Annotated in this window: 22 protein-coding genes; 5 read left to right on the top strand and 17 right to left on the bottom strand. The window is 44.5% G+C overall.

The genetic code is table 11. The features are described from left to right. Nucleotides 1-5: 5 nt before the first annotated feature. From UWK_RS15275 to UWK_RS15230, 10 genes are all read right to left on the bottom strand, one after another. Nucleotides 6-590 carry a MotE family protein gene (locus tag UWK_RS15275; protein ID WP_015405291.1) on the bottom strand — a complete coding sequence of 195 codons (585 nt, stop codon included), beginning with the start codon at nucleotides 588-590 and terminating at the stop codon, nucleotides 6-8. A gap of 46 nt (nucleotides 591-636) precedes the next feature. Next, nucleotides 637-1,083 (bottom strand): flagellar export protein FliJ, encoded by a 447-nt coding sequence (fliJ, locus tag UWK_RS15270; RefSeq protein ID WP_015405290.1) that lies wholly within the window; start codon nucleotides 1,081-1,083, stop codon nucleotides 637-639. 18 nt (nucleotides 1,084-1,101) lie between these two features. Next, nucleotides 1,102-2,469 carry a FliI/YscN family ATPase gene (locus tag UWK_RS15265; protein ID WP_015405289.1) on the bottom strand — a complete coding sequence of 456 codons (1,368 nt, stop codon included), beginning with the start codon at nucleotides 2,467-2,469 and terminating at the stop codon, nucleotides 1,102-1,104. A gap of 8 nt (nucleotides 2,470-2,477) precedes the next feature. After that, nucleotides 2,478-3,347 carry a FliH/SctL family protein gene (locus tag UWK_RS15260; protein WP_015405288.1) on the bottom strand — a complete coding sequence of 290 codons (870 nt, stop codon included), beginning with the start codon at nucleotides 3,345-3,347 and terminating at the stop codon, nucleotides 2,478-2,480. Then, a complete protein-coding gene (fliG, locus tag UWK_RS15255) occupies nucleotides 3,334-4,338 on the bottom strand; it encodes a flagellar motor switch protein FliG (protein WP_015405287.1) in 1,005 nt (334 codons plus the stop codon). Before fliG ends, UWK_RS15260 begins: the two co-directional genes overlap by 14 nt. A gap of 3 nt (nucleotides 4,339-4,341) precedes the next feature. Continuing rightward, the gene (fliF, locus tag UWK_RS15250) at nucleotides 4,342-5,985 is read right to left on the bottom strand and encodes a flagellar basal-body MS-ring/collar protein FliF (RefSeq protein WP_015405286.1); all 1,644 of its coding nucleotides are present in this window, start codon (nucleotides 5,983-5,985) and stop codon (nucleotides 4,342-4,344) included. Nucleotides 5,986-6,047: 62 nt separating this feature from the next. Further along, nucleotides 6,048-6,347 (bottom strand): flagellar hook-basal body complex protein FliE, encoded by a 300-nt coding sequence (gene fliE, locus UWK_RS15245; protein ID WP_015405285.1) that lies wholly within the window; start codon nucleotides 6,345-6,347, stop codon nucleotides 6,048-6,050. A 6-nt stretch (nucleotides 6,348-6,353) separates the two neighbouring features. After that, nucleotides 6,354-6,773 (bottom strand): flagellar basal body rod protein FlgC, encoded by a 420-nt coding sequence (gene flgC, locus UWK_RS15240; protein ID WP_015405284.1) that lies wholly within the window; start codon nucleotides 6,771-6,773, stop codon nucleotides 6,354-6,356. A gap of 60 nt (nucleotides 6,774-6,833) precedes the next feature. Next, complete coding sequence (gene flgB, locus UWK_RS15235; protein WP_015405283.1) at nucleotides 6,834-7,247, bottom strand: flagellar basal body rod protein FlgB; 414 nt, start codon at nucleotides 7,245-7,247, stop codon at nucleotides 6,834-6,836. Between the two features lie 42 nt (nucleotides 7,248-7,289). Then, nucleotides 7,290-9,695, bottom strand: coding sequence for a tetratricopeptide repeat protein (locus UWK_RS15230; protein WP_015405282.1), 2,406 nt, complete (start codon nucleotides 9,693-9,695; stop codon nucleotides 7,290-7,292). A gap of 215 nt (nucleotides 9,696-9,910) precedes the next feature. On the opposite strand from UWK_RS15230, the gene UWK_RS15225 reads away from it, so the two are divergent. The 4 genes from UWK_RS15225 to UWK_RS15210 all read left to right on the top strand — a co-directional run bounded on the left by UWK_RS15225 (nucleotide 9,911) and on the right by UWK_RS15210 (nucleotide 13,327). After that, nucleotides 9,911-10,282: a response regulator gene (locus tag UWK_RS15225; protein ID WP_015405281.1), complete on the top strand. Its 372-nt coding sequence runs from the start codon at nucleotides 9,911-9,913 to the stop codon at nucleotides 10,280-10,282. Between the two features lie 24 nt (nucleotides 10,283-10,306). Then, complete coding sequence (locus UWK_RS15220; RefSeq protein WP_015405280.1) at nucleotides 10,307-10,759, top strand: chemotaxis protein CheX; 453 nt, start codon at nucleotides 10,307-10,309, stop codon at nucleotides 10,757-10,759. Nucleotides 10,760-10,867: 108 nt separating this feature from the next. Continuing rightward, a complete protein-coding gene (locus UWK_RS15215) occupies nucleotides 10,868-11,323 on the top strand; it encodes a chemotaxis protein CheX (protein WP_015405279.1) in 456 nt (151 codons plus the stop codon). 147 nt (nucleotides 11,324-11,470) lie between these two features. Continuing rightward, nucleotides 11,471-13,327 carry a hypothetical protein gene (locus UWK_RS15210; protein ID WP_015405278.1) on the top strand — a complete coding sequence of 619 codons (1,857 nt, stop codon included), beginning with the start codon at nucleotides 11,471-11,473 and terminating at the stop codon, nucleotides 13,325-13,327. Between the two features lies 1 nt (nucleotide 13,328). Here the strand turns inward: UWK_RS15210 and UWK_RS15205 are convergent, their stop codons facing one another. Together UWK_RS15205 and UWK_RS15200 are read right to left on the bottom strand one after the other, a co-directional pair. Beyond that, complete coding sequence (locus UWK_RS15205) at nucleotides 13,329-14,822, bottom strand: sigma-54 interaction domain-containing protein (protein ID WP_015405277.1); 1,494 nt, start codon at nucleotides 14,820-14,822, stop codon at nucleotides 13,329-13,331. 55 nt (nucleotides 14,823-14,877) lie between these two features. Then, nucleotides 14,878-15,375 carry a cyclic nucleotide-binding domain-containing protein gene (locus UWK_RS15200; RefSeq protein ID WP_015405276.1) on the bottom strand — a complete coding sequence of 166 codons (498 nt, stop codon included), beginning with the start codon at nucleotides 15,373-15,375 and terminating at the stop codon, nucleotides 14,878-14,880. A gap of 423 nt (nucleotides 15,376-15,798) precedes the next feature. On the opposite strand from UWK_RS15200, the gene UWK_RS15195 reads away from it, so the two are divergent. Then, nucleotides 15,799-16,338 carry a thermonuclease family protein gene (locus tag UWK_RS15195; protein WP_015405275.1) on the top strand — a complete coding sequence of 180 codons (540 nt, stop codon included), beginning with the start codon at nucleotides 15,799-15,801 and terminating at the stop codon, nucleotides 16,336-16,338. Between the two features lie 215 nt (nucleotides 16,339-16,553). Here the strand turns inward: UWK_RS15195 and UWK_RS15190 are convergent, their stop codons facing one another. From UWK_RS15190 to purE, 5 genes are all read right to left on the bottom strand, one after another. Further along, nucleotides 16,554-18,659: an ATP-binding protein gene (locus UWK_RS15190; RefSeq protein WP_015405274.1), complete on the bottom strand. Its 2,106-nt coding sequence runs from the start codon at nucleotides 18,657-18,659 to the stop codon at nucleotides 16,554-16,556. A 29-nt stretch (nucleotides 18,660-18,688) separates the two neighbouring features. Then, nucleotides 18,689-19,270, bottom strand: a complete 582-nt coding sequence (locus tag UWK_RS15185; RefSeq protein ID WP_015405273.1) for an indolepyruvate oxidoreductase subunit beta — start codon at nucleotides 19,268-19,270, stop codon at nucleotides 18,689-18,691. Nucleotides 19,271-19,291: 21 nt separating this feature from the next. Beyond that, nucleotides 19,292-21,151: an indolepyruvate ferredoxin oxidoreductase subunit alpha gene (iorA, locus tag UWK_RS15180; protein ID WP_015405272.1), complete on the bottom strand. Its 1,860-nt coding sequence runs from the start codon at nucleotides 21,149-21,151 to the stop codon at nucleotides 19,292-19,294. A gap of 107 nt (nucleotides 21,152-21,258) precedes the next feature. Continuing rightward, nucleotides 21,259-24,831: a pyruvate:ferredoxin (flavodoxin) oxidoreductase gene (nifJ, locus tag UWK_RS15175; protein WP_015405271.1), complete on the bottom strand. Its 3,573-nt coding sequence runs from the start codon at nucleotides 24,829-24,831 to the stop codon at nucleotides 21,259-21,261. A 48-nt stretch (nucleotides 24,832-24,879) separates the two neighbouring features. Then, the gene (purE, locus tag UWK_RS15170) at nucleotides 24,880-25,374 is read right to left on the bottom strand and encodes a 5-(carboxyamino)imidazole ribonucleotide mutase (RefSeq protein WP_015405270.1); all 495 of its coding nucleotides are present in this window, start codon (nucleotides 25,372-25,374) and stop codon (nucleotides 24,880-24,882) included. Nucleotides 25,375-25,839: the final 465 nt, after the last annotated feature.

The raw sequence follows: 25,839 nt of genomic DNA, 5'->3' as shown, positions 1-25,839 counted from the left end.
CTTTTTCACTCCACCTTAATGGTCGTAAACGTTTCACTGAGTTGTGAGGCTTTTGCCTTATCCATTCGATCAAGTATTTTTGCCGCTGATTTAACCTTCATGTTAGCAAGGAGGTCTGCTGCAAGCTGTTCATCTAGTGTGGCCATGGCAAGTGCAGCACGATCAGGGGTCATTTTTGCGTATATCAGACTGAGATCCTTGGTTTTCTGTTGTTCCTGGATGTCTTTTTCTTTTAGTAATTCTTCTATCTTGCCTTGTAGTGCTCTGAGTTCGGCAAGCTTTTCATCAAGGAGCTTAAGCTTCTTATCGGCCTCTATTTGAAGAGTCTTTAGTTCCTTCTCCTTAAATACCAGAACTTTTTTCTCTTCTTCGAGATTATCCCGTTCATTTTGAAGTATGGCATATAACCTTCTTTCTTCAACCGATTGAAAGTCTGTCTTTATTTTCTCTGTTACCGGCATTGCTTTATCGACGTCTTTGGTAGTTACTGCAGGGGGAGGCTCTGGATCTGCTGCAAGGCAAACGGATGAGGAAGCGGAGAGGGAGAGAAGAAGGCTGACAAGGAGGTATGTGTTAGTTTTTGTGAACATTGTTATCCTTTGTAGAAGAAAGGGAGGATGTGGAGGTAAAAAAGATTTAGCTTGTTTTTCGATCATGGCGAAGGATAGCAATTTCATCGAGCATGGCTGCCTCTTTCTTGTCTAGATAGTTTTTCCATGTTCTGTTTTGTTGTTCTTTTAACGTGTCCAGCACTTTGTAATTTCGGGATTTCTCAAGCAATAAAAGTCTTTTGTCTTTTACGATTTTCTTTTTTTTTTGATAGCTGACTTTGAGCACGTCTATCTGATCTCGAGCATACTGTATGCGTTCTTCAAATCTGGCAAGCTCCATGGCCAGGATACCACTTATTTGTTTTTCTTCGAGGGTGTTTATCAGGTTGCCGAGTACATTCTTTGCCTCTTCAAGTGCCTGAAATGCCATTTCTGCATCAGCTTTTGCCTGGATAAATTTTTCCTGTGCCATGCTCTCCTGTCGTTTTCTATATTTTAAAACAGAGTCAAGAGTAAAAGGTTTAGGAGGCATGGCTACTTGATTAGGTGTTTATCGTGAAGTGTTCTGTTTATCACTTTCTCTTCTGTCCAGGCGTTCGTCTGTGTCACCTTTCCTCTCGCTCAGGAGCAGACCCAAGGATTCAATGGTCTCTTTTAGGGGGGTTGTCTCGTCGTAGCCCTGACGGAGAAAGGTATTGATTGCGTTTATCTTACTTACAGCAAAATCGATTTTCGGGTTGGAACCTTTGGCGTAGGCACCTATGTTGATAAGGTCTTCTGCTTCATTGTAGGTAGCCAGTACATTTCTGGCACGTCCAGCAAGTTCTATATGACGGGAATGGGTGATTTCACGCATGATTCTACTGGCCGAGTTCATGATATCAATGGCCGGGTAATGATTTTTGGCAGCAAGGGATCGTGAAAGAACGATGTGGCCATCGAGAATAGAGCGTACTGAATCGGCTACAGGTTCGGTCATATCGTCACCATCAACAAGAACTGTATAGAGACCGGTGATCGATCCTTTTCCGGTAAAGCGTCCTGCTCGTTCAAGAAGCTTTGGAAGGGTCGCAAATACTGAGGGGGTGTAGCCTTTGGTGGTAGGCGGTTCTCCAACAGCGAGGCCGATTTCACGCATTGCCATGGCAAAACGGGTTACCGAATCCATCATCAGAAGGACGTTTTTTCCTTTGTTGCAGAAATATTCTGCGATGGAGGTGGCTACAAAGGCCCCTCGCATTCGAAGCAAGGGAGACTGGTCTGAAGTTACTACAACTATGACGGAACGCGCTAAACCTTCTTTACCAAGGTCTCTTTCGATAAATTCACGTACCTCTCTGCCCCTTTCCCCAATGAGTGCTATAACATTGATATCGGCACGGGCATATCTTGCCATCATACCGAGGAGTACACTTTTTCCCACACCCGATCCTGCCATAATTCCCATGCGCTGCCCCATACCACAGGTGATAAGGCCATTGATAGCACGGATGCCAAGATCCAGCGGTTCACTGATGTTCTTTCTTTCCATGGGGCCTGGAGGCAGGGAATAAATAAGTTTTTCTTCTTCGAGCAGTGGTGCCGGCTGTCCATCAATGGGTTGCTCCATTGCGTCAATGACTCGACCGAGGAGATTCTGACCCACTTTGATGGTGGCACTTTCCTTTATTACCCGTATTTTACTCCCGGGACCAAGGCCTCGGAGTTCTCCTAATGGCATAAGGAGCGCCCTTGAGTCTTTAAAACCGACGATCTCGGCAAGAATAGGGGCACCATTGTTTAGGGGGGTGAGCTCACACAGTGAACCGATAGAGGCGTGGGGGCAATGTCCCTCAATTATAAGACCTACTATGCGGGTGACTTTCCCCCATATCCGAATGGGATGAATGTCATTAATGGAGCCTGAAAAAAGTGTCATACGTGGCCTTAACCAGTGTTTCCAGAGGAGCTTGAATTCTGCTGATCAGAAAGTGCAGGTTCAGTAAGACTGGTATCGGCCATTACCGAGTCGTGTACTACCTTGATCTGACTGGTCATCGTGGCATCAACGGTACAGCAGTCTGATTCGAGTTTACACCCGCCCCGTTCAATAGTTGCATCTGCTTTTAACACAATATTATCAAGCCCACTTATCGAGTCTATAATCTCCTTTTTTCGAGCCTCAACTACTGCAAGATCCTGAGGGTTGATTTGAACCTGGAAGGCATCCGATGTTACGGCAAGATTGATAGCATCTTTAATGGTGGCAATGATGGTTTCTTCTTGTTCTGCAACGGAGTGGCGAATAATTTTTTCACTGATGGCCATTACCAGTTTCTTCATCTCTCCTGAGCTGTTTTTGAGGATTGTTTCCCGTAATCGATCAAGTTCATTGCAGATACAGAGAAGTGTCCTGGCACTGTTTTCAAAATCCTCCTCTGCCTGTTTCCTGCCTGATTCAAGGCCAGCAGCAAAGGCTTTCTTGCGGATTTCTTCAACATCAACCGCTGGTTCAGGGGAAGGGCTGGGAGGCACCGGTTCGCTGATCGGGGGAGGGACCGAAGGTGAATCATCTGCGGTAACCGGAGTCTCACTGTCGTCAGCATGGATCGTATTGGGGGTGTCATTGGGAGCAGATTCAGCAAGTTTTTCACTATCTGAAATGTCATTGTCTGTATGGTCTGAATCATCTGCAGAAACTGTTTCTTTTTTTACAATAGACTCCCATATCGGTACGGTACTCTTCCCTGCATACCCATCAAAGATGTTGGTTGCCTGAAAGGAGTCATTGGTTTTATAAAACCTAGACAAGCTCATCACCGCCTCCTGATCCGAGGACAAGCTTTCCTTCTTCTTCGAGTTTCATTGCAATTTTTACAATGGACTGTTGCATGGCTTCAACCTCAGAGAGACGAACAGGTCCCATCGCCTCAAGGTCATCACGAATCATGTCAGCAGCACGGGCTGACATGTTGGCAAAAACCTTCTCCTGCATTTCGTCGGAGGCAGTTTTCAGGGCCATGGTAAGAGAGTCGTTGTTGACTTCGCGGAGAATCATCTGCAATGAACGGCCATCGAGAGCGGTAAGGTTTTCGAAGGTGAACATGCGTTTTCTGATCTCTTCCACCATATCCGGGTCATTCTCTTCAATGTCATCAAGTATGTCGGCATCCATACTGTCTTTGAGGTTGTTTAAGATATCAACAACCTTATCTATACCACCAACCTGACTCTGCTGTTTGGTTCCCACCTGGCCGATTTCACGGTGCAGAGCATCTTCTATTTTGGTTAGTACTTCTGGTGATACTTTTCCTATCATTGCAATACGATACACAACGTCAGCCCGCATTTCTTCTGGTAGGTGAGAAAGTATTTCACTGGCGTGAACGACGTGTTGTGTTGAGAGAACCAGTGAAATAGTTTGGGGATGCTCTTTTTCAAGTAAACCTGCAACCATGGTTGGCTGCATTCGAGAAATTGTTTCGAGGGGGCGTGTTTCAGTGCCGGAAATAAACTGTTCCAGGAGCATATCGGTTCGAGTCCCTCTTTCGAGTCCTGAAATAGCTTTTTTGGCAAACTCATTTCCTTTAACGAACAGTCCAGCAAATATTCGTTCAGCTTCCGTGAAACTTGCAAACACTTTATCTTTGACGTCTTCCGGGATATGATCGATGGTCGCTATGGTTCTTGTTACAAGACCAATCTCCTCGTCACTCAGCTCTTCAAAAATTTTTGCAGAGGCTTCTTCACCAAGACACATTAACAGAACAGCAGCCTTGTTAAGCCCTGTGAGGGTTTCGAAACTCATAAGTTAACCTTCATTGATCCAGTTTTTAATAATATAAGAGGTGGGTACGTGGTTTCTCATAACCGTATTTCGCAGAGAAGTAACAGCGTCAAGGACAACTTCAACTGGTTCCTCCGCAGCAGCAGCATCACGAGCTGCCTTCTCCTTTGCTGCCTTGACTTCCTGAACGGCCTTCTCAAGTTCTGTTACTGTCTGGTTATGATCAATTGCTTCAGACTTCATAGTTTTTATAATCGGACGTACAAGTAGAAAATAGAAAATAAGTACTCCTATGGAAAGAAGACCGATTTTAATCAGGGGGAGGTATTCATAGAGGAGATTTTTGGGCATCCCTGCGGTAAGTGCCGGATCTTGTGTCTCTACCATAAATGGCATAGAAGCAACATTAATATTATCGCCACGCCCTGAATCAAGCCCAAGGGCACTGGCAACCATTGTTTCTATAGCCTTGAGTTCTTCCGGAGTGCGTGTTTCTGTTGTGGGCTGGCTCTCCTCATCTTTAGCTGCAATTGTTTTATCTGCAAGCAGAACAGAAACGGAGAGGCTTTTTATGGTTCCTGTGGGATTAATCGTTTTGCTTACGGTTTTACTAATCTCGTAATTGGTGGTACGGCTGGTTTTGCTCGATGGTGGTGCCCCTCCAGCCTGGGAAGCAGTGTTTCCCTGGAGGTTGGATTCAACGCCTGGAATGCCTCCTGCTCCGGTAGTGCCATTGCTTTCATTGCTCAGCTGTTCGCTGCGAATGACAGGATCATCGGCATCAAAAAGTTCCTGAGTCTTTTCAACCTTTGCAAAATCAAGACTGGCGGTGACCCTGACCATTGCCTGGCCATACCCCATAGTTTTATCCAGTAAATCCTGTGCTCTAGCCTCCATCCTTCGTTCAAGTTCCTGCTGGTAAACAAGCATTTCAACAGAGAAACGTTGGGTTTCGTCTGGTTTTGTATTACCCTCCAAAACCTTCCCAAAACTATCTATAACAGTAACTTCCTCAGGGGTGAGTCCTTCAACGGATCCAGAGACCAGGTGGATAATCCCCTGAACCTGGTCTTTCTCTAAAATACTGCCGGATACAAGGGTCAAGATGACAGAGGCTGTGGCATTTTTCTGCTGATTTTTAAATAAACGTTTTTCGGGGAGGGCGAGATGGACACGGGTGGCCTCTACAGGTTTTAATGAAGTGATGGTTCTGGCAAGTTCACCCTGCAGTGCTCTGGTATAATTAACCCTCTGGACAAAATCGGTAAGGGCGAAGGACTGTTTGTCAAAAACTTCAAAACCAACACCACCTCCAGAGGGCAGACCGCTGGATGCTAGTTCAAGGCGTGTTTCGTAAATTTTATTTGCAGCAATCCAGATGTTTTTTCCGTTGTTTTTCAGCTGATAGTCAATACGTTGACCTTTTAGCCATGCAACCACGGGTGCTGCATCTTTTTCTTCAAGATTTGCATACAGTAACTGATAATCTGCAGTTCTGGCTTGTATGATGATCAGGGCAAAAACTGCGATGGAAATTCCAGTGACTGCCAGCAGTGCAATCTTTCTTGAGAGCGGCCATTCTCTAATAAGTACAGATAGCTTTTTTCTCTCAGGGATCTGAATTTCTTTTTCTTCTGTTTCGTTCTGAGTATTGTCTGGATCGGCCATGAAAAATTCCCTTTTTGCATGGAAGGTTTAATGTGAGTTGTACCGGTTGTATTTATAATTTGTTAAATCTGCATTCTCATTATCTCTTCGTAGGCCTGTAAGGCCTTGTTTCTGAACTGGACAAGCATTTTAAGTGAGATGTCAGCTTTTTCAACACTGATCATTACTTCATGGAGATTCTTTGCATCGCCACTCTGCAATTCTGTGATGGCTCTATTTCCAATATGTTCGGCTGTAACTGCCTGGTCAATGGTTGATTGGATAACCTTGGAGAAGTCTGATTTTGCAATAGCTACGGGATTGCTGTCAGCCGGTTGCAGTGGTAATGGGCTTGAGCCTATTGGACCAATAAGAGAGTTCATGCTTTATTATCTCCCGATTTCAAGGGCCTTCAGGGCCATTCGTTTTGCTGATTTAATAACAGTGGTGTTCGCCTCATAGGAGCGGGTGGCGGACATCATATCCACCATTTCTTTAAGGACACTGATATTTGGCATGGCCACATACCCATCCTCTGCTGCGTCCGGATGAGAGGGGTCATAAATTTTCTTCGGTTCTTCAGTATCTTCAAGGATTTTTGTTACTTCCACCCCCTGTATGGACGAATCAAGTTGCTCTTTAAAGGAGATGGGTTTTGTCTGGAAGTAGACCGATTTTTTTTTGTAAGGGCCACCTTCCGGGGTGGATGTTGTTTCCACATTTGCAAGATTTGAACTGATAGTATTGAGACGTGTGCGCTGGGCCTTTAAAGCTGATGCGCTGACATCAAATGTTGTAAATATATCCATTTTGTACCTCTTTGGAATTAATTATTGTATTCAAGATTGTAGGTTAAATGGCTCAAGAAACTATTTCCCTTCCTGGATCATGTATTTAAGTAAGGTGAATTTCTTATTCAATAACTGTGCCGCTGTTTCGTAAAGGAGCTCATTTTCGGATAAAGCAACCATTTCCATATCCACACTAACGCCATTTTCGTCACCTATTCCTGTTTTGTCTTCAACTTCATCAACTCTACCGGTCACTGAACTGACACTCGTCGGAGCAGTTGAAATGTGCTTACTATGGGTTGTTGCCAGCGTTCCAGGTTTGGCAGTTATGGCGTTTTGCAATTGTTCCTCAAATGTAAATACCTTACGGGCAAAACCAGGAGTCTCTGCATTTGCGATATTGGTGGCAATTATTCTCTGGTTTGTAGAACGTAAATCAAGAACTTTTTGCAGTAGTTGTATGTTGGAGTCAAAAGGGTCCAGTGGGTTCATGGTTTTTTGTTGTCTCTGTTAGTTAATGGTTGGATCTTTTTTCTAAAGAATGTCTTTTAATTCAATTTCTTTTTGAGCCATCTTAACCCACAGCTCATTCTTTCCTGTTTCGACAAGTTCCCTAAATAATTTTAGAGCCTCCTTTTTTTTACCTTCCTTCTTAAGAAGTTCTCCAAGCCTGTAGAGTGCCTGATCATGATGGTTTGATTCCTCGGGAATTTTTGCAAAAAATGCCTCTGCCCTGACGAAATCTTGTAATTGATACATGCTTTCAGCCAGTAGGAATGAACTTCTACCAAGTTTATCGCTACTGATTGTCAAATCCCTGTCCAGAATGGAAACAACCCTACTGTAATCATTTTCATAAAAATACAGAGAAGCCGCAAGAAGGGAAAAATCTTCGGTGACGGGTATTGGATCCGGGAGTAAAGCAACTGCATCGGCGAAACGTTCTTCTGCAAGCAAGCTTTTTATGCGGAGCAATAAGATATCTTTTTTATATATTCCGTCAGCATAGCGGAAACTGTATTGATCAGCAAAATCTTCAACAATATTGTAGTCTCCATGGTCATAAGCAGCCTTGATCATAGGCAGATAGTAGTTCTCTTTTTTGTCTTCCGATGAGAGTGTGATGAGGTAGAGGTACAGCTTGGACGCTTCGTCATATATGCCAATTGAGTTATAGGAATCTGCAAGATTTGCAAGAAGGTCTATATCAACCCAATTGTTTATGAAAAGTTTACGATTTTTTTTTGCAAGAACCAGTGCTTCCATATACATTTTTTTTTCAACATATTCATGAATGACCAATGGAAACAATTCAATAAGTAGGGCCTGACCGGATTGATGCAAATCACCTTTTCTGAAGTCTCTTAAAAAAGACATGATGAGATTAAGGCTTTTTATATTCTCATTAAGCAGTCTGTAAACGAGGGCCTCTTTGAAGCTTGCTTCTTCTCTGCCTTCGCGTGTTGGGGCCGTGGCAGCAAATTTTTTGTAATGAAGAACGGCATTTGCGTCCCATTCTTCGAGGGTCAGGTATTGTAAATCGGTTTTTTTAATGGCACCAAGAAAACCTGCTACTGTACCTTGATACGTGTCTTCTATGCGGGCAAAATAATCTATCATTTCACTGGGACGTTTATAGTGCAATTCAGAAAGGTATTGTCTGAAGGTAGTGATTCCAAGTTTCTCTTTATCTTTGATATGACTACTTAATGTGGTGTAACAGGTGGCCGCATCAGTAAATTGTTTTTGCTGATACAGGGTGTTACAGTAACCGTTGAGAGAAAAAACTTTTTCCCGTAAAAGTTCGTTTTTATCGAGAAGTTGATAGCCTATATAGGCTTTGATTAATTCACCTACACCATACCAGTAATCAGCCTGTCTTAATTCTTTTATGGTGGCGGTATCACCAGGATATCCAATGTCATCGAGTTCGAGTAGAGAACGCATCCGTGGGTATTGTTGTGTTGCCAGTGCTGTTTCGATCTGAGTGATTCTGAAATAGGGTGTCAAGGGATTGGCAGGAGTCATGGATTCCTGGAGTTTTCTCAGTTCAAAATCTGCAATAAACGGGTCTTCAAATCTGGCTCGGAGCAGTATGAGGAGATATTTGGCAAAAACACCTATCTCTTCATCTCCGTACTCATCGGCCAGAAGATAAAACTGTTTGTAAGCATCAACAAAATTATTGTTTCTTGAGAGTACTTCTCCGTAGGTAAGTGCTAGTTTTTTCTTAATTTCAGGATCTTGCTCAACGGTAATCTTCTTGAGAAGTATTGGGAGAAGATCATCCCAAAGTTCTTCTTTTGCGAGCCCATGAATCTCCGCACTCAGAAGTGAATTGTTTTCTTCTCTATCAGGCAGGAGAAAGGCGATTGCAGGAAAAGGCAGCATGGTAAACTGCACGGGCATGCTGAGCTGTATTTTTGATTCGTAGAGTTTGAAGAAACTTCGCCAGTCCGCGGCATAGGGGGATGCAATAAGAGGATTGGAAAAATCTTTAGTAGTTCTTTCAAGGATAGTCAGTCCTGAAAGTTTTGATGAAAAATTTGGTAAGGCTGTGGAATATGGGTTTCCAAGCAGGATGTTTACTATTAATTTGTTGTCTTTTTCATTCGGGGTTACTTCAAAACTTTGCGGTGGATATCTGAAAAAAAATGATAGAACAGTTTTATTATTTTTATTGAGTGACAGAATTTTGACTATCCTGTCGTCAGCTTTGAAAAATTTGAGATTCGGGTCCAGGGTGGTATCTTCCAAAATGAAATCGACTCTTTTTTCCCTGATATTAGATCGATAGCTTGGAATACTAGTGAATGAGCAGTACAACTCAACAGCATTCTTAGTGTTGATTTTATTGATTCTGTTAAGGACACTCTCGGCATTTGCCACATGGGGTCCTAACAGAGTGAAAATATAGAATATTATGGAATATTTTTTCATTACAGTTCAGGTTGAGTTATATTTGACATACAACTTGCAAAAACCAGTCCATTCAATTGTTTTAGGATGAAAGAATTATTTTGAAAAGATATTTGATTTTTGTTCTAAAAAGCTGGTAATATTTTACTGTTATACGTTACTTGGAAAAAGATGTCTGATTGTTCAAGAAATGAATAGTCAAATTCATAAATCAGGTTTTTCAGCAGGAGGAAATAATGGGTAAGAATGTTTTGTTAGTGGATGACTCCAAAACTATGAGGATTATTATAGGTAGGTCCTTGCGACAGGCAGGGATCGATTTTGATAATATATTTGAAGCGGCCGATGGACTTGAAGCTCTTGAAGTACTGGAAAAAGAAAATGTTGATATAGTACTGAGTGATATCAATATGCCCAATATGGATGGAATTAGTTTTCTTCGTGAAAAATCCAGCCGTGACAATATGAAAGATATTCCAGTCTTGATGATTTCCACCGAGACAGGCGATGATATTATTGGTGAGGCCAAATCCCTTGGAGCTGTTGGGGCGATAAAGAAACCATTTACTCCTGATAAGGTTAATGAGGTTCTTGGACCACTTCTATAACTGTTGCTTTACAAGGAGGTTAGCGTGGAGATTCAGGACAAGATGATTCAATCGACCAAGGAGATTTTTTCATCCATGGTCATGATGGACTTGAGCGTTAAAGAAGTGATGACCACTCATGGTGTTCTTCAGGATACCATAACCGGAATGATAGGACTTGCTGGTACCCATAAGGGGGTTCTTGCGGTGCATGTTCCTTACAGTGTTGCATTGGCAATAACCAGCAGTTTTCTCATGATGGATGTTGAAGAAATCAACGATGATGTTCATGATGCTATTGGTGAGGTTGCCAATATGCTCGGTGGCAATGTGAAAACCATTTTGTCAGAAAATGGTCGAGATATTGACTTGTCTCTCCCTTCAACCATTTGTGGACGTGAATACAGTTTCAGTTCTGATAAAGAGGTAGAAAAAATTATTATTGAATTTGATACCGGTAAAGGCTGTTTTCTGGTTGAAATGGATCTTGAGAAGTAGCAAGAGTTTTTTTTATATTTAAATGGACTTGCGATTGGAACAGGTGGCTGTTACTGCACCTGTTCTTTTTTTTATTATAGGGATCGTATATTAAGGGATTTGAGTGTGATGGATGTTGGGCAGGCAATAATTGATGGAACTCGTGAAGTTTTCTCAGCCATGCTCATGGTTGAGCTTGAAGTCGTAAAAATAATCGAAGGCAGAGGTGGAGATATTCCTGCGAATATCACCAGTATGGTAGGTCTTGGCAAAGATATTCGTGGGATGCTGGCTGTGCACTGTCCCTCGTCGGTGGCAAGGGATATAACCGGAACATTTTTAGGAATGGAAGTTCTTGAAATAGATGAGGACGTGAAAGATGCCATTGGTGAAATTGCCAATATGGTTGCTGGGAATATGAAAAATTCCTTTGCGGAAGATGGCAAGGATATTCAAATTGCCATTCCCACAACGGTTATTGGTGAATCCTTTAGTACCAGTGGAATGTCTGGCGCCACAAGAGTTGTTGTTCATTTTGCCATGAATGGTGGATTGTTTATGGTGGAATTAAAATATATTGATTGAACGTCTCTGTACTTTGTTCAGTTTTTTTATTGTATCATTTGTGTTAAATTTATTTTTGCTCTCAAAGCTGTTAAGAAATTATCAGATCAGGTCGATACTGAAATAAAGGTAAAGATTTTCTTATAATTCTTTCATTCTTCTAAATACATGTCCTCCAGTAAAGCCAAAAAGAAAATTGATAAAATTCTTGAACTTGTTCAAGAGCGTGTTGGTGATGAAGTCGGTGGCCTTATGGGTGCGACCCTGGTCATGGCCGACCTTACGACCCAATTGATTTCTAAAGAAGATTTCTTTGATGAACCTTCCGGGAAACTCGTCTTTTCTGAATTACAACTAAGCGGTGAACTTGAGGGTGATGGTGCGATCCTGGTTTCGGTCAAGGATGCAATCCGTCTTGGTGGAACCCTCATTATGCTTCCTGACGTTGAGTTGGAGGAAGCTTCATCTTCAGAAGACTACAGTGAAGAAATCGATGATTCCTATGGTGAAATAGCAAATATCATAGCCGGGGCCTATACGAAGACCTTTGAAGAGATGTATCCCAAAAAATTTCGTTTTATCCGTAAGGCCCAGGAAGTTATAATTCCCATGCAGGTTGAGGTGGAGTCTGACAGACCGATACCAAATCAGAATTACTACCAGGTTAGTGCCTGGATGAAGTTGAATGGTGTGGAGATGGGAAAACTTGTTCTGCTCATTCCAGCTAAACCATTAGGGCTTGATGAAGAGGCTCCTGCTCAAGAACAGGCAGTTGAAAGCACTTCCACCGTCGGAGCGGAAGTTACCGACACATCCAGCAAGGAAGCTCCTCATACTGATGCAAGTACTGATACTGTTGGTAACGGAAACATTCCGCCGGTCGAGGGATCGTCAGAAGATGGTCAGGCTGGTAATGAGACTACGGCAACAGTAAACACCCCTAATGCAAAACCTTTTGATACCAAAAAACAGAAGAAGCGTGTTGACTCCTGTCTGAAAGAGTGCAATGTGCGTATGGGAGATGAGGTTGGCGCACTCCTTGGAGCTGATGTTCAATTTACCGAACATACCACACGTATTATAAATAAGGAGGATTTCTTCTTCGATGTGGCATCTGGTAAACAGATACTGGCCCATATGGATGTGGTTGGTGCACTTGAAGGGAAGGGGTATCTCTATGTTGGATTAAAGGATGCCATTTTTATTGGTGGCACCCTGATTATGTTACCACCAACTGAACTTGATTCTATTGTAGCTGAAGAAGAATTCAATGATGACTCAGAAGATGCCTACGGTGAGATAGCCAATATAATTTCAGGTGTATATACAAAAGTTTTTGAGGAACAGTATCCGGATAAGATACGCTTTATAAAGACTGGCCTTGAAAAGGTTGTTCCAATGAAGGTTGATACTGAGTCTGATGAACCGATGCCTGATGTGCTTTATTATATGGCAACAAGTAAAATGAGTATCGGGAAAAAAACGCTTGGCAGTATGCAGATGCTTGTACCCTTAACACTGTTTAAACTCGAAGGATTAGGACAGACAGAAATTGTAGATGAGGCTTCCGATGTTGCTTCAAAAAATGCTGTAACTGGTAAGGCTGATTCAACCGTAGGCGCTAGCGGTGTCGGAGCGCAAGAGAGTGCCAGCGCTTCACTTCATCCAGAATTCCTTATTGTCAGTAATGACAGTGGTGAGTGTTCAAAAATATCCGCTGTTTTGAATGGTCGTGGTGTGGCTTTCAAGGTTCTTGATTATAAGGAAAGTGCCAGTGATTATCTGCCAGGAGAAGTGAAAGCGGTTTTTCTGGTAATGGCTGAAGTCGACGAAAAAGGGCTTGGGGCAGCAATTAAGATCAGTTCTGCCAGTTCATTGCCACTTATAGCCGTGGGCCCGGGGTGGACAAAAACAAAGGTAATTAAGGCAGTAAAATATGGAGTAGATGATATTCTACTGACCCCGGCCAGTGATGCTGAGATTGAAGATAAAATTGATTCTGTTTCTGCGCAAATAGCGGCTTGATTTAGTTTTCTTCCCACATTCCCTGGAGATTTTTTTTCTTAATTTTCTCAAGTAATGTAGTTCGTTTTAAATTTAGCAGTTTAGCTGCTTCTTTTTTGTTACCACCAGTTATTTTCATCGCTTTTATTATGAGCTGTGATTCATAATCATTAATAAGTTCGTTGAAATCCACTTGCCCTTCCTGCCATTCAAGCCTTCCAGGTAAAGAGATTACTGTCGATTGTGATATTTTTTCCGGCTCCTTATCAGAAAGTGAGACTCCGGAAATAATGGTGTTCATTAGCTCATAATCAACAGCTTCCGGATCGAAATCGGCAAGTAACCTTTCCGGAAGGTCTTCAAGCTGAATTTCTTTGCCTGAATATAAAATAGACATTTGTTGCACAAGATTTTCAAGCTCACGGACATTGCCCTTCCACTCATACGAGAGCAGAGCGATCATAACATTCATCGGGATGATGAATTTGTCCCTGCCACGCTTCGTAGCATGCAAGTCTAAGAAGGCATCAAGGAGGATGGGGATGTCTTCTCTTCGGTCTTTTAATGGGGGGATTTTTAAGGGAATGACTGAAAGTCTGTAATAAAGGTCTTCTCGGAAGGTTCCCTCGGAGACCAACTGTTCAAGGTCACAATGGGTTGCAGCAACTACACGGGTATCGACGGGAGTCGCTTTGAGTCCGCCCACGGGTTCGAATTCCTTTTCCTGAAGAACTCGTAGAAGTTTGGCCTGGAGGGTGGGTTTCATATCACCAATTTCATCGAGAAACAGGGTACCACCATCGGCATATTCAATTCGCCCTATTTTGTTCTGGGTGGCTCCGGTGAAAGCCCCCTTCGTGTAACCAAAGAGTTCACTTTCCAGCAGATCATCAGGTATTGCAGCACAATTTACAGGGACAAAGTTCTTATTTTTACGTGAAGAGTGTCTGTGGATTGCTTTTGCAACCATCTCCTTACCGGTACCCGATTCTCCTCTGATAAGAACCGTGGCCAGTGCGTCCTCTGAGATCTTTTTGATCAGAGAAAACAGATTTTGCATTACTTCGGTTTCGCCAATTATTCCGTGGAATGGGGGAAGGCGTTTCCGGGAGTTCACAGATGTATCTGTAGGCTGGATAGCAAGTTTGGTTAAAGCACGTTTAAGGGCAAGTTGAACTTCTGACTCCTTATAGGGAATCGTGATGTAAAAGAAGGTGTTGCGACTGAGAATTTCCTGTTCGAGTGCTGTCTGATCCTCTGGGATTGCAGCAATAATGAGAAGTTCAGGGAAATCATTTTGAATAGCATCCAGATGTGAAATACACTCTTCATCGGGAAATAATGTGAGATTGAGAAAAAGAATATCAACTTTGACCTTACTGAGTGTCTCTATAAGTGCATCAGGGCTTGAACATATATGGACATTGTCAGGTGCAGACTCAGAAAAAAGCTGCAGGCAAAAGAGCTGCTTTTCTGGGGTTGGGTCTGAAAAAAGTATTGTGGGCGTTGCTGACATAATATAGGGGGTGAATGTTTCAGTTGTATATAGTTATTCTTTGTAAGATAGGGACTTATACCGGATATACATTCAATAAGTCTGCGAGTTTACTTGATGTTCTGCGCATGTTGAGACTGAGGAGTCTCGCCACTTTCTGGATTATTTTAACGCCTGTCATGGGAGATTTTTCAGTGAGACGATCAAAGCCCTTGCTGGTAAGTGTTATCATGGTGGTGGGTTGTCTTGATACCACGGTTGCGGATCGTGGTGACTTGTCGATGAGTGCCATCTCCCCGATGGAACTCCCTTTGGCAAGGCGGGCAATGATAACATTTTCCCCGGTTGCTGATTTTTTCAGCACCTCAAGTACACCCTGTACTACAAATCCTAAAAAGTCGCCTTTGTCACCCTCAACAAAAAGAAACTCGCCGCGCTGAAGATGGATATAACTCATGTGTTGAGCGAGCAAAGAAAGTTCGTCAACATTAAAGCTATCGAAGAGAGAGAGGCTGAGCAGGAAATCTCGAGTTTCCTCTTCAGAATTTGAAAGTGTATCGTTGTCGTGAGTCATAAAATCTAATAGGGGCTGAGGAGTTCTTCGGTAACTGCGTTCAGGTATTAGCAGGTGAATGAATTATCTCTGCCTGGAAAATTTCTTACCCAGTAAAATACCAGAATCATCTTCTCTTGGCTAGCGTTAACAATTCATGAAGTAAGTCTATTAAACTATGAAGTCTATTAACCAATTCCACGGGAAAGCTGTACCTCATATATTGCTAAGCTTATCATAAGCTGTGAAAAAATAACAAGAACCATTTTTTGCTTTATTTAAAGAAATTAAGGGTGTAGGTGTAAAAGGTGATGAATATTTATTTTAACCCGATCTTTTTGTGATATTTGCTTGTTTTTGATGCAGTGCCATATGCTTTGTTTTCAGATTTAACAGTTTGATATTGTATAATTAATTGTTTGTTTCCTGGTGGAAGTTGTGATTGTGCTGAAGAAACCAAAAAGAAATGTGCTCCCAGACCAGTTCGATTTCTTCCAGTATCTGCTTTTTGTTGTTCTGCTATCACTCCTATACTCTTCTCAGATCCTTGCCGGTACGTCGGGTACTGCAATCGTAGAAAAAATTATAGATGGCGATACTATCGTGGTTAAATATAAATCGAACAGTGTCAGAGTAAGGCTCTGGGGTATAGATACTCCTGAGTATCATCAGGCCTATTCGAGGGTTGCTAAAAGGTTTACTGCCAAATTGGCTGCTGGAAAGGTGGTTACTTTGCAGGTGAAAGACTGGGATGATTATGGAAGGATGGTGGCAGTTGTCACTCTTTCGGATCAGAGATGTCTCAATGAAGAGTTATTGAAAGAAGGGTTGGCCTGGGTACATATTTATTACTGTAAAGAACCCATTTGTAATGATTGGTACAGCTATGAAAAAAAAGCACGCACGCAGCAAATAGGACTTTGGCGTGAGACATCACCGGTTCCGCCATGGATTTGGAAAAGGCGTAAACAGTACAGAAAATAAATTTGCATTACTCTCATTCATTATTTCCTGATAAAGAAATATAGACAACACAACGATTGAACTAATGTTCAGTAGAAGGTCGGAATGCTAATCTGATACGGTCGTGGGGGAGAAGTCTTCAGCTGATAAACATTTCAGGCCTAGAATTTCAGGGGGGCAGGCCAATGGAATGGCAGGCTGCCCAGAAACTTTCTATAGGTACAATCTGCTACTCTTTAATTATTTGTTTTCATACAAAAAAATTGGAGATTTTGGCTTCTCAACAAACATTGTTTTACTTCAAATGGATTCTCCCCTGTGTAATATTGCCAAAAAAGGCGAAAAGGATTTTCCATACATGTCGGGATTGCAAACAGTTTTATGTCTGATGCTATATATGCATCCGCACTGGTTACCTGAAAACAGCTGAGAAACCGAAAAAGATCTCTGTTGACAAGGCTTGTTTCGACTAAAAAGTACCTTTTTTCAAATGATTTTGCCTGGAAAGCCGATCCGGGCGGGGTGAAAAAATCGATTATATTTTTTACAGTCGTTCTGCACGGGGCAAGGGGCAGATCTATCACACGGACTAAATCCGCAATACCCACTTGTTCCGGTTCGTCTTTGAATTTGTTTAGTGCGATTTGCCTCTTTTTTTTGTTCTCTTCCAGCAGATCCTTTTCAGCAATTTTTTTCTCCATAAAACGGTCTACAACACTGCTCCTTGAGGAATGACGATCGTCCCTGAATTCTGGATCGTCAAGGATAGTTGCCACAAGTTCAATATTGCTTGAAACCCCTTTTATTTGGAGACTTTTAACGGCCATCTCAAGCTCAAATATGGCAGACTTTCTATCTACTCCCCTTGAAACTACCTGGCCGACCATGGTGTCATAGCGCCCCTGACCATTGGCAACTTCTCTGTCTCTTATTATACGGTTATCAAAGTAAAACGTTGAATTGGCACGTTCCGGCAGCCTTATTGCAACTTTCCCGCTAACACCCAAGGTAAGGGCATCCTTGTGCAACATTTCTTTTACAAACTGAATCATCCCCGTCTCTAAGACTTCTTCAAGGCAGATTCTGGCTTCAATGGTGTGGCCTCCCACCTTATCACGCCTGCGATCAAGTTTTTCCTGATCATGCAGTCTCTGTCCACTGGCAATATCAAACTGTGTCCTGATAAATTGAATACCGCCCTGGTGCCCGGAAACAGGGTGTTCTACCTGAATTCGTGTGTTTACTTCCAGAAAGTTGAAATTGCCGGTATCGGGTTCATACAGCATTTCAAAGGTAGCCAGCCCCACATAGGGTTTTTCAAGTTTTTCCTCCACCATTTTGAAATAGTCTTGGATGGATTCCCGCAGTTGCAGTTCCTGGGACAGGGTGATCGAGGCTGTCTCTTCAATGATCTTCTGCTTTGCACGTTGCATGGTGCAGTCACGGGGAGAACCAAAGCGAACGTTGCCGCCCTGGTCCACCATTACCTGCATCTCGATATGCCTGCTTTTTTCAATCCACTGATCGATACTGAAGGTCGTTCCTTTATCCAGCCATTCATTTACAGTCTGTACGATTATATTCTCCGCCTGAGGATCATCAACTGCAATGAGTTTTTGTCCTGAGCCACCGCCTCCATATGCATCTTTTAAGACTATTTTTTGTATCCCGTCCTTGTGGCACAGCTGAAAAAAAGTCAGGGCCTGGTTTACGGTCTCTATCCTTCCACTGGACCCTGGTGGTTTTATGCTTGTTTGGGCTGCGATCTTATTGGCATTGACTTTGTTGCCTATGAAATCAATGTGTTTGCTGCCGGCACCCAGGAAACGGATTTCTCTCTTCTCCAACGCCTCAAAAAACACAGGATCTTCCGAATTAAATCCATACCCCGGATGGAGGACAATCTGATCAAGCGGAATATTATGGTTCTTTAAAAACAGCAGTAGCTGGTCGAGCGCTGTGATATCTGGTCGATCCCCACGGCCTTTCTGTTCAGGTGTGGCAGAATATGGAGCAGTAAAGATGAGATCCCCATCACTTCTATCTGGTCTGGCATCTTTACCGTCGTGGACAAAAATAACTTTTTTTCCGACTTCATACGCCTGCTCTGCCACCATACTGGCAATAACACCACGGTTCCAGATAAGGACATACTGGAAATCCTCCTGGAGATACTTTCCTTCAACCAACTTATTTTCACAGGCAGACAGCAGTGGTTTATCGTTCATTTTTCGGACAAATATGCTGTTTATGCCGATGACTAAACGGCTTGATATCTCGCATATCTTTTCCAGGTACACTGTCTTTCCCTGTTCTGCTTCGGAAGTACCATTGAGTAACATAGGGTCATTTCCTCATGTAGCTTTTAAGGTTACTGCTTGAAACCCAGGTCAAAGGCTTTGAGGTTGACATCAATAAAATTCTTTCGGGTTTTGTTGCGAATCGTCTCCCTGATGTTTTCAGCAGAAACGGGAAGCAGATCGGTGCCGGCTAACGCACCAAGAATAACCATATTTACAGCCATGACATTACCGGCCTCAATGGCAAGAGTTGTAGCGTCAAAACTATTCAGGCTTCCAGCCATGTCCAGTATCTGTATCTGCAAATCCTCCGGACCCGGATAGGCAGACCACCCGACAGCCGCTGCAAATGGCGGTATTGGTGCAGAGTTCGTTATAACTACAGTTTTTTTGTTACATTTTCCTAATGCGCGCAGGGTCTCAAGGGGTTCAAAACCGGCGAGAATATCAGCCTCACCATCGGAAATAAGCGAGCTTTTGGCATCCCCGAAAATCATTGCTGATTCAACCACACCACCCCGCTGAGCCATACCATGGATTTCACTCATTCTAAAGGGGATCCCAGCAAGAAGTGCAGCCTCTCCAAGTACTTTGGTAGCCAGGAGATTTCCCTGACCACCTACGGCCACGATCATTAATCTGATTACTTTCATATCTTGTTTCCCTCGGGGATTTTACTTATCGTTTGTTTTTACAGGACGAATGGCGTTTTCAGGACAGACCTGAGCGCAGAGTGCACAACCGGTGCAGCGATCAGGATCAATATTCACCCGACCCTTTTTGACAAAGAAGGCGGGACAGCCAAGCTGGTCGATGCAGTCCTTATGATTCTGACATTTGTCACTGACGTAAAAGGGTTTCATCTTTGGCATTTTCAGACTCTTGCCATACAGGGTGCAGATCTCCCTGGCAATAACTACGGAAACACCTTTGTAGGCAAACGCTTCCTGTAACACTTTGATACTTTTGTTGAGTTTGAAGGGATGAATGACGGATAGATATCCGACGCCCAGTGCTTTGACCACCTCTTCAATATCAATTTTGCCAAAACCGGAAAGCCCGTGCTTTTCCATATCCACACCCGGATGGGGCTGGTGCCCGGTCATGGCTGTGGTACCGTTATCAAGGATTATCAGGGTAAAGTTATGTTTGTTGAATACTGCATTGACCAGCCCTGCCATTGCAGAATGAAAGAAGGTGGAGTCACCGCAGAAAGTGACCACCTTTTTATCCAGAGTTCTGGAGAAACCTGCGGCAGTCCCGGTGGATGACCCCATACAGATCAGGAAATCTGCCATCCCAAGGGGGGGCAGCATACCGAGGGTGTAGCAGCCAATATCAGTGGGATAGATGACATCCATACCTGCGGCAGCTTTTTTTACAGCATGGAAGGTGGCCCGGTGAGAACAGCCGGCGCACAGGGTTGGCGGACGTGGTGCTAACTCCGCCTGTATTAAAGGCTCTTGTTTGTCATGAAGAGTTTCTTGCACTTCAAACCACGCAGAAATTTTTTCTCGCACAAGAGCAGGGTTGAATTCGCCAAGGCGTGAAAAAAGAGCCGTACTTTTTCCACCTATGGGTAGAAGTTTGCCTTTTTCCTGGGCCAAAGCTTTTACGGCTTCCTCAAGGACCGGCTCTCCTTCTTCCACGATGAGTACACGATCGCAGCCGGCTAGAAACGAATTCACCTTTTCTCTAGGCAGGGGGTGCGAAAAACCCAGGCGGAGAATTGTCGCCTTCTCCTCTATCCCAAGTTCCTGCACGGCATCGGAAACATAGGTGTAGCTGACTCCGTTACAGATAATACCCCAGTTGCCTTTGCCTTCCGTGAAATTCAAGGATGACTGATTGGCTGTTTCTTCTGCTCTGGCAAGATTGTCAAGAAGTCGAACATGGAGTTTACGTGATACCGCTGGCACTGTGACATAGCGCATGGGGTTTCTGGTAAAATCTCCTTTTGTTTTTGGAGGAGAGATATCGCCACATGTGACAACAGCGGTGGAGTGATTTATTCGGGTGGTTGTTCGGAGAAGAACAGGCTCTTCTAACTCCTCTGACAACTCAAATGCCCGGATTGTGATGTCCTTAGCCTCTTCAATGGTGGATGGCTCCAGCATGGCAAGACCGGAAAGTTTTGCATAGTATCTGCTATCCTGCTCATTCTGGCTGGAAAACATGGAAGGGTCGTCAGCCACCAGAATAACAAGCCCACCTCTCACGCCCACATAGGCAAGAGTCATCAGGGCATCGGCAGCAACGTTCATCCCCACATGTTTCATAATACACATGGCACGTACGCCTGTATTGGCTGCAGCCGCCGCTACCTCGAGCGAGACCTTTTCATTGACACTGTATTCAAAATAAAGCTCACTTTCCTGAGACATTTGAAAAAAGTTCAGTGAAATTTCGGAGGAAGGGGTGCCAGGATACGCTGCAGCAATGGCCACTCCAGCCTCAACGGCCCCACGGGCAATGGCCTCGTTACCAAGCAGCAACATCTTTTTTCCAGGCTCATCGGTCAGTAGTTTATGCATCATATCTCCAGATACATTCGTCTTGATTTTTATTTATTCTCTACGGAATAGGCAACAGGACTAGGGATGAAAAAAAGTCCCTGGCCCTGTTGTTGTTCCGTCACTTCCTATGCTTCAGGTTTCAGGGCCTTGCGGCGACCATCCAGAAACTTCCATGCCTTATCCACATCCTTCTGGGCCATCCCCATTAACTCGTCAAACATATCGGGGTTGGTTAACTTCAGGGCTCTGTAGCGGTTCTCATTCATCGCATAATCAGCAAACGACGATGACGGAGCTTTAGAATCAATGATCAGTGGATTTTTGCTGATCTCTTCAAGCATTGGATTGTAGCGGTAGAGCGGCCAGTGGCCGCAATCAACAGCCTTTTTCTGCTGCTCCAGCCCTTGAGCCATATTGATGCCATGGTTAATGCAGTGGGAATAGGCAATAATCAACGATGGGCCGTCATATGCCTCAGCCTCGTTAAAGGCTTTGACCACCTGGGCCGGATTGGCACCCATGGAAACTTTTGCCACATACACATTGCCGTAGGTGGCAAAAATCATTCCTATATCCTTCTTGGCCATCCGTTTACCACCAGCGGCGAATTGGGCGGTGGCCGCACGGGGGGTGGATTTTGACATCTGGCCGCCGGTATTCGAATACACCTCGGTGTCCATGACCAGAACGTTGACATTTTCACCTGAAGCCAGCACGTGGTCGAGACCACCGTAGCCGATATCATATGCCCACCCGTCACCACCGAATATCCATACCGATTTTTTCACGAGATAATCGACCACATGGAGTAATTGCTGAGCTTTTGGAAAGGTGGTTCCCTCAAGTTTCTTTTTTAACCATGCAATCATCTCACGTTGGGTCTCAATCTCTACCTGGCTGGTCTGGGGGGCATTCAGTATTTTATCAACCATACTCTGCTCCACAAGCCCTGCCGTTACCGCACCTTCAAGCAGTTCAACGGCCTGGGACGCCAATTTGTTGACGGTCTGGCGCATACCAAGACCAAACTCGGCATTGTCTTCAAACAGCGAGTTGGCCCAAATCGGCCCTCGTCCATCACTCCGCTTGCAGTAGGGGGTAGTGGGTAGATTGCCGCCGTAGATGGAGGAGCAGCCGGTGGCATTAGCAATCATCATCCGGTCGCCGAAAAGCTGGGTGGCCAGTTTGATGTACGGGGTCTCACCACAGCCCACACAGGCACCAGGGTACTCAAAAAGAGGTCGTAACAGCTGACTGCCTTTTATAGTGCTCGGGTTGATTTCACTGCAATCAAGCTCCGGCAGATTGAGAAAAAAGGCGTAATTGCCTGATTCACGGATTCGGATCTCCTCATTATTATCTGCCATGGCCAATGCGCGCTCTTCAGTTTTTTCTCCAGCAGCATTTTTCTTGCGGGCCGGACAGACAGATACACAATGACTGCAGCCATTACAATCCTCAGTGGAAACGGCAAGGACAAATTTACGGTCCTTAAACTGTTTTCCAACGGCATCAACACTCTGCATGGTTGCAGGTGCATCGTTCAGACTATTCTGGTCAACAATTTTTATGCGGATGGAGGCATGGGGACAGACCAGGGAACATTGACCGCATTGAATACAGGTCCCCGCATCCCACTGGGGAACCTGAACGGCAATGTTGCGTTTTTCATATTGGGTAGTGGCGGTGGGCCAGGTACCATCGCAGGGCATCTGGGAAACCCTGATCTCGGACCCCTTGCCCTCAATCATCTTTGCCGTTACCTCCTTGACGAAAGCAGGGGCATCGGCGGGTACGGTTGGTGGAAGTTCGTGGCCGTTGATAGATGAGGGTACAGTAACGGATACGATATTGTTTACCGCTGCGTCCACGGCGTCGTAGTTCATCTTGACCACCTTCTCACCCTTTTTTCCGTATGTTTTTTTGATGGCGGTTTTGATGGAGCTGATGGCTTCTTCTTTGGAGATGATGTCGGAGATCAAAAAGAAAGCAGTCTGCATGATCATGTTGATCCTGGCGCCAAGGCCCAGGGCTGCGGCGAGGCTGATGGCATCGATGATGTAAAATTTCAACTTCTTGTCAATCATCTGCTTCTGGACTTTTGCTGGAAGGTGCTTCCAGACGTCATCCTTGCTGAAAGAAGTTGTAAGCAGAAAGGTCCCGTTTTCCTCGATGCTGGCCAGCATGTCATACTGATCAAGAAAAGTAAACTTATGGCAGGCAACAAAACTGGCCTTGTTGATGAGGTAGGGGGCCATGATTTTATTTTTGCCGAAACGAAGATGACTGGTGGTTATGGAACCGGATTTTTTTGAATCATAGACAAAATATCCCTGGGCATTATTGTCGGTCTCGGAACCGATGATCTTGATACTGTTCTTGTTGGCGCCAACGGTGCCGTCAGCTCCCAGACCGAAGAACATGGCCCGGTGGACATCCTTGCCTTCGATATCATAGGACTTATCGTAATCAAGGCTGGTAAAGGCTACGTCATCATTTGGGCCTACACAGAAATGGTTTTTTGAGTTGGTTGAAGCCATATTGTCAAACACCGCCTTGACCATGGCCGGGGTGAATTCGGCTGATCCCAGGCCATAGCGGCCGCCTAACACAATCGGTGCTTTGGCAAGAACACCAGTATCCTGGGCCTCACCGACAACAGTACGGACATCCTGATACAAGGGTTCGCCTGCCGCGCCACTTTCCTTGGTTCGATCCAGTACGGTGATGTACTTGACACTGTCCGGAAGAGCTCCGATAAGCGCGCTTGCATCAAAGGGGCGAAACAGTCGAACCACAACCAGACCTACCTTCTCTCCCTGGGCTACCAGATACTCAACGGTGGCTCGCACCGTCTCTGCTCCCGAGGCCATGGCAACAATAATGTGTTCGGCGTCGGGTGCACCGAAGTAATCAAAGAGGTGGTAGCTGCGCCCGGTGAGGATAGCAAACTTGTCCATGGTCTCCTGGACAATTCCAGGCACTGCTTCATAAAATTTATTAACTGTTTCCCGGCCGGTGAAATTTACATCCGGATTCTGAGCTGTTCCTCGCATCATAGGGCGATCCGGAGACAGACCACGCTTACGGTGCTCAATGATCAGGTCATCGTCAATCATTTCCAGCATGTCTTCCTCTGACAGTTGTTCGATTTTTTGAATTTCACTGGAGGTACGGAAACCATCGAAGAAATGCATGAAGGGGATGCGTGATTTTAGCGTAGACTGCATCGATATCAGGGCCATATCCTGGGCTTCCTGGACATTCTGAGAGCCCAGCATAGCCCAACCGGTCTGACGGGCAGCCATGATGTCACTGTGATCACCGAAGATGGACAATCCCTGGTAGGCCAGAGCACGGGCAGCGATATGAAATACAGTGGGGGTCAACTCGCCTGCAATCTTGTTCATGTTGGGGAGCAGTAGCATAAGGCCCTGGGAGGCGGAAAAAGTAGTGCAGAGTGCACCGGTGGTAAGTGAACCGTGCAATGCTCCTGCAACTCCTGCTTCGGACTGCATCTGACTGACGGTGGGAACAGAGCCCCAGATGTTCTTCTGGTTGGAATTGGCCTTTGTGTCAGATTCTGCCGCCATTGAGGTTGATGGCGTGATTGGATAGATAGTGATTATTTCGCTGGTGGCATAGGCTACATGGGTACAGGCCTGGTTGCCGTCAATAGTGACCATTTTTCGTGACATGATACTGCTCCTGTAATTAGTTATTGGTGGGTCGTTTATGGGCTAGGTTCAAACCTGGCGTAACTGTGCAGATTTTTCCATCAGAGTCCGGCGGGTCTCTTCCCTGTATTTCTCAAGGGCATCGGTGAGTTCCGGGTATTTGATTGAAAGGATCTCACAGGCCAGATAGGCTGCATTTTTGGCACCATCAATGGCCACAGTTGCCACGGGGATACCAGGAGGCATCTGTACCGTGGCATGAAGTGCGTCCACTCCGTTCATGGCCCCTGAGGCCAGAGGTACACCGATCACCGGCAGAGTAGTATGGGCGGCAATAACTCCTGCCAGGTGGGCTGCCATTCCTGCTCCTGCAATGATTACTTCAAGGCCGCGTTCTCTTGCCGTACGGGCATACTCGGCCGTTTTATCCGGCAGCCGATGGGCCGAGCTGATGTCCATTTCGCAGGCAACGCCCATTTCAGCAAGCACTGCCAGCGCTTTTTTCATGACTGGCAGGTCAGAGTCGCTGCCCATGAGAATTCCAACAAGTGGTTTTTGAGTCATTTTCTTATACCTTATGTTTTTTTTAAAATTATAAGTGGGGTTTATCTCATTTGAAAATTGGTGTCGGGCCGGGTTCTTTTTGAGCTGTTTATTTTATCGTCCGTGTTAATGATGTACTGCTTTTCATCACAGACAATTCGTTTGTTGGTCATGCTGTTCTCCGGTGATTACTAAAACGATGGTTTCCTTATTTTTTGCAAAAAAAAAGGCCGAAGATCACTGAATATTCAGTAATTCTTCGGCCTTTTTGTTCTGATACGCACTTTATTTTAATAGTAAAATAAAGTCCGGCCAGACTTGCTGCCATATATTTTTAAGCCAAGATGACGACACCACGAAAAATCTTTGCTGGTGCATTGTTATGCCTGACAGACATATTTGTCATATGTCCCCCAAGTCTTCGCTTATTATCCGGAAACACTTATACACACAACAAGACAGGAAATCAATATTTTTTGCACCAAC

It is taken from the genome of Desulfocapsa sulfexigens DSM 10523 (assembly GCF_000341395.1).
GTDB lineage: Bacteria > Desulfobacterota > Desulfobulbia > Desulfobulbales > Desulfocapsaceae > Desulfocapsa > Desulfocapsa sulfexigens.
Note: the sequence above shows the minus strand (reverse complement) of the source record. Positions and strands in the feature narration are given on the sequence as shown.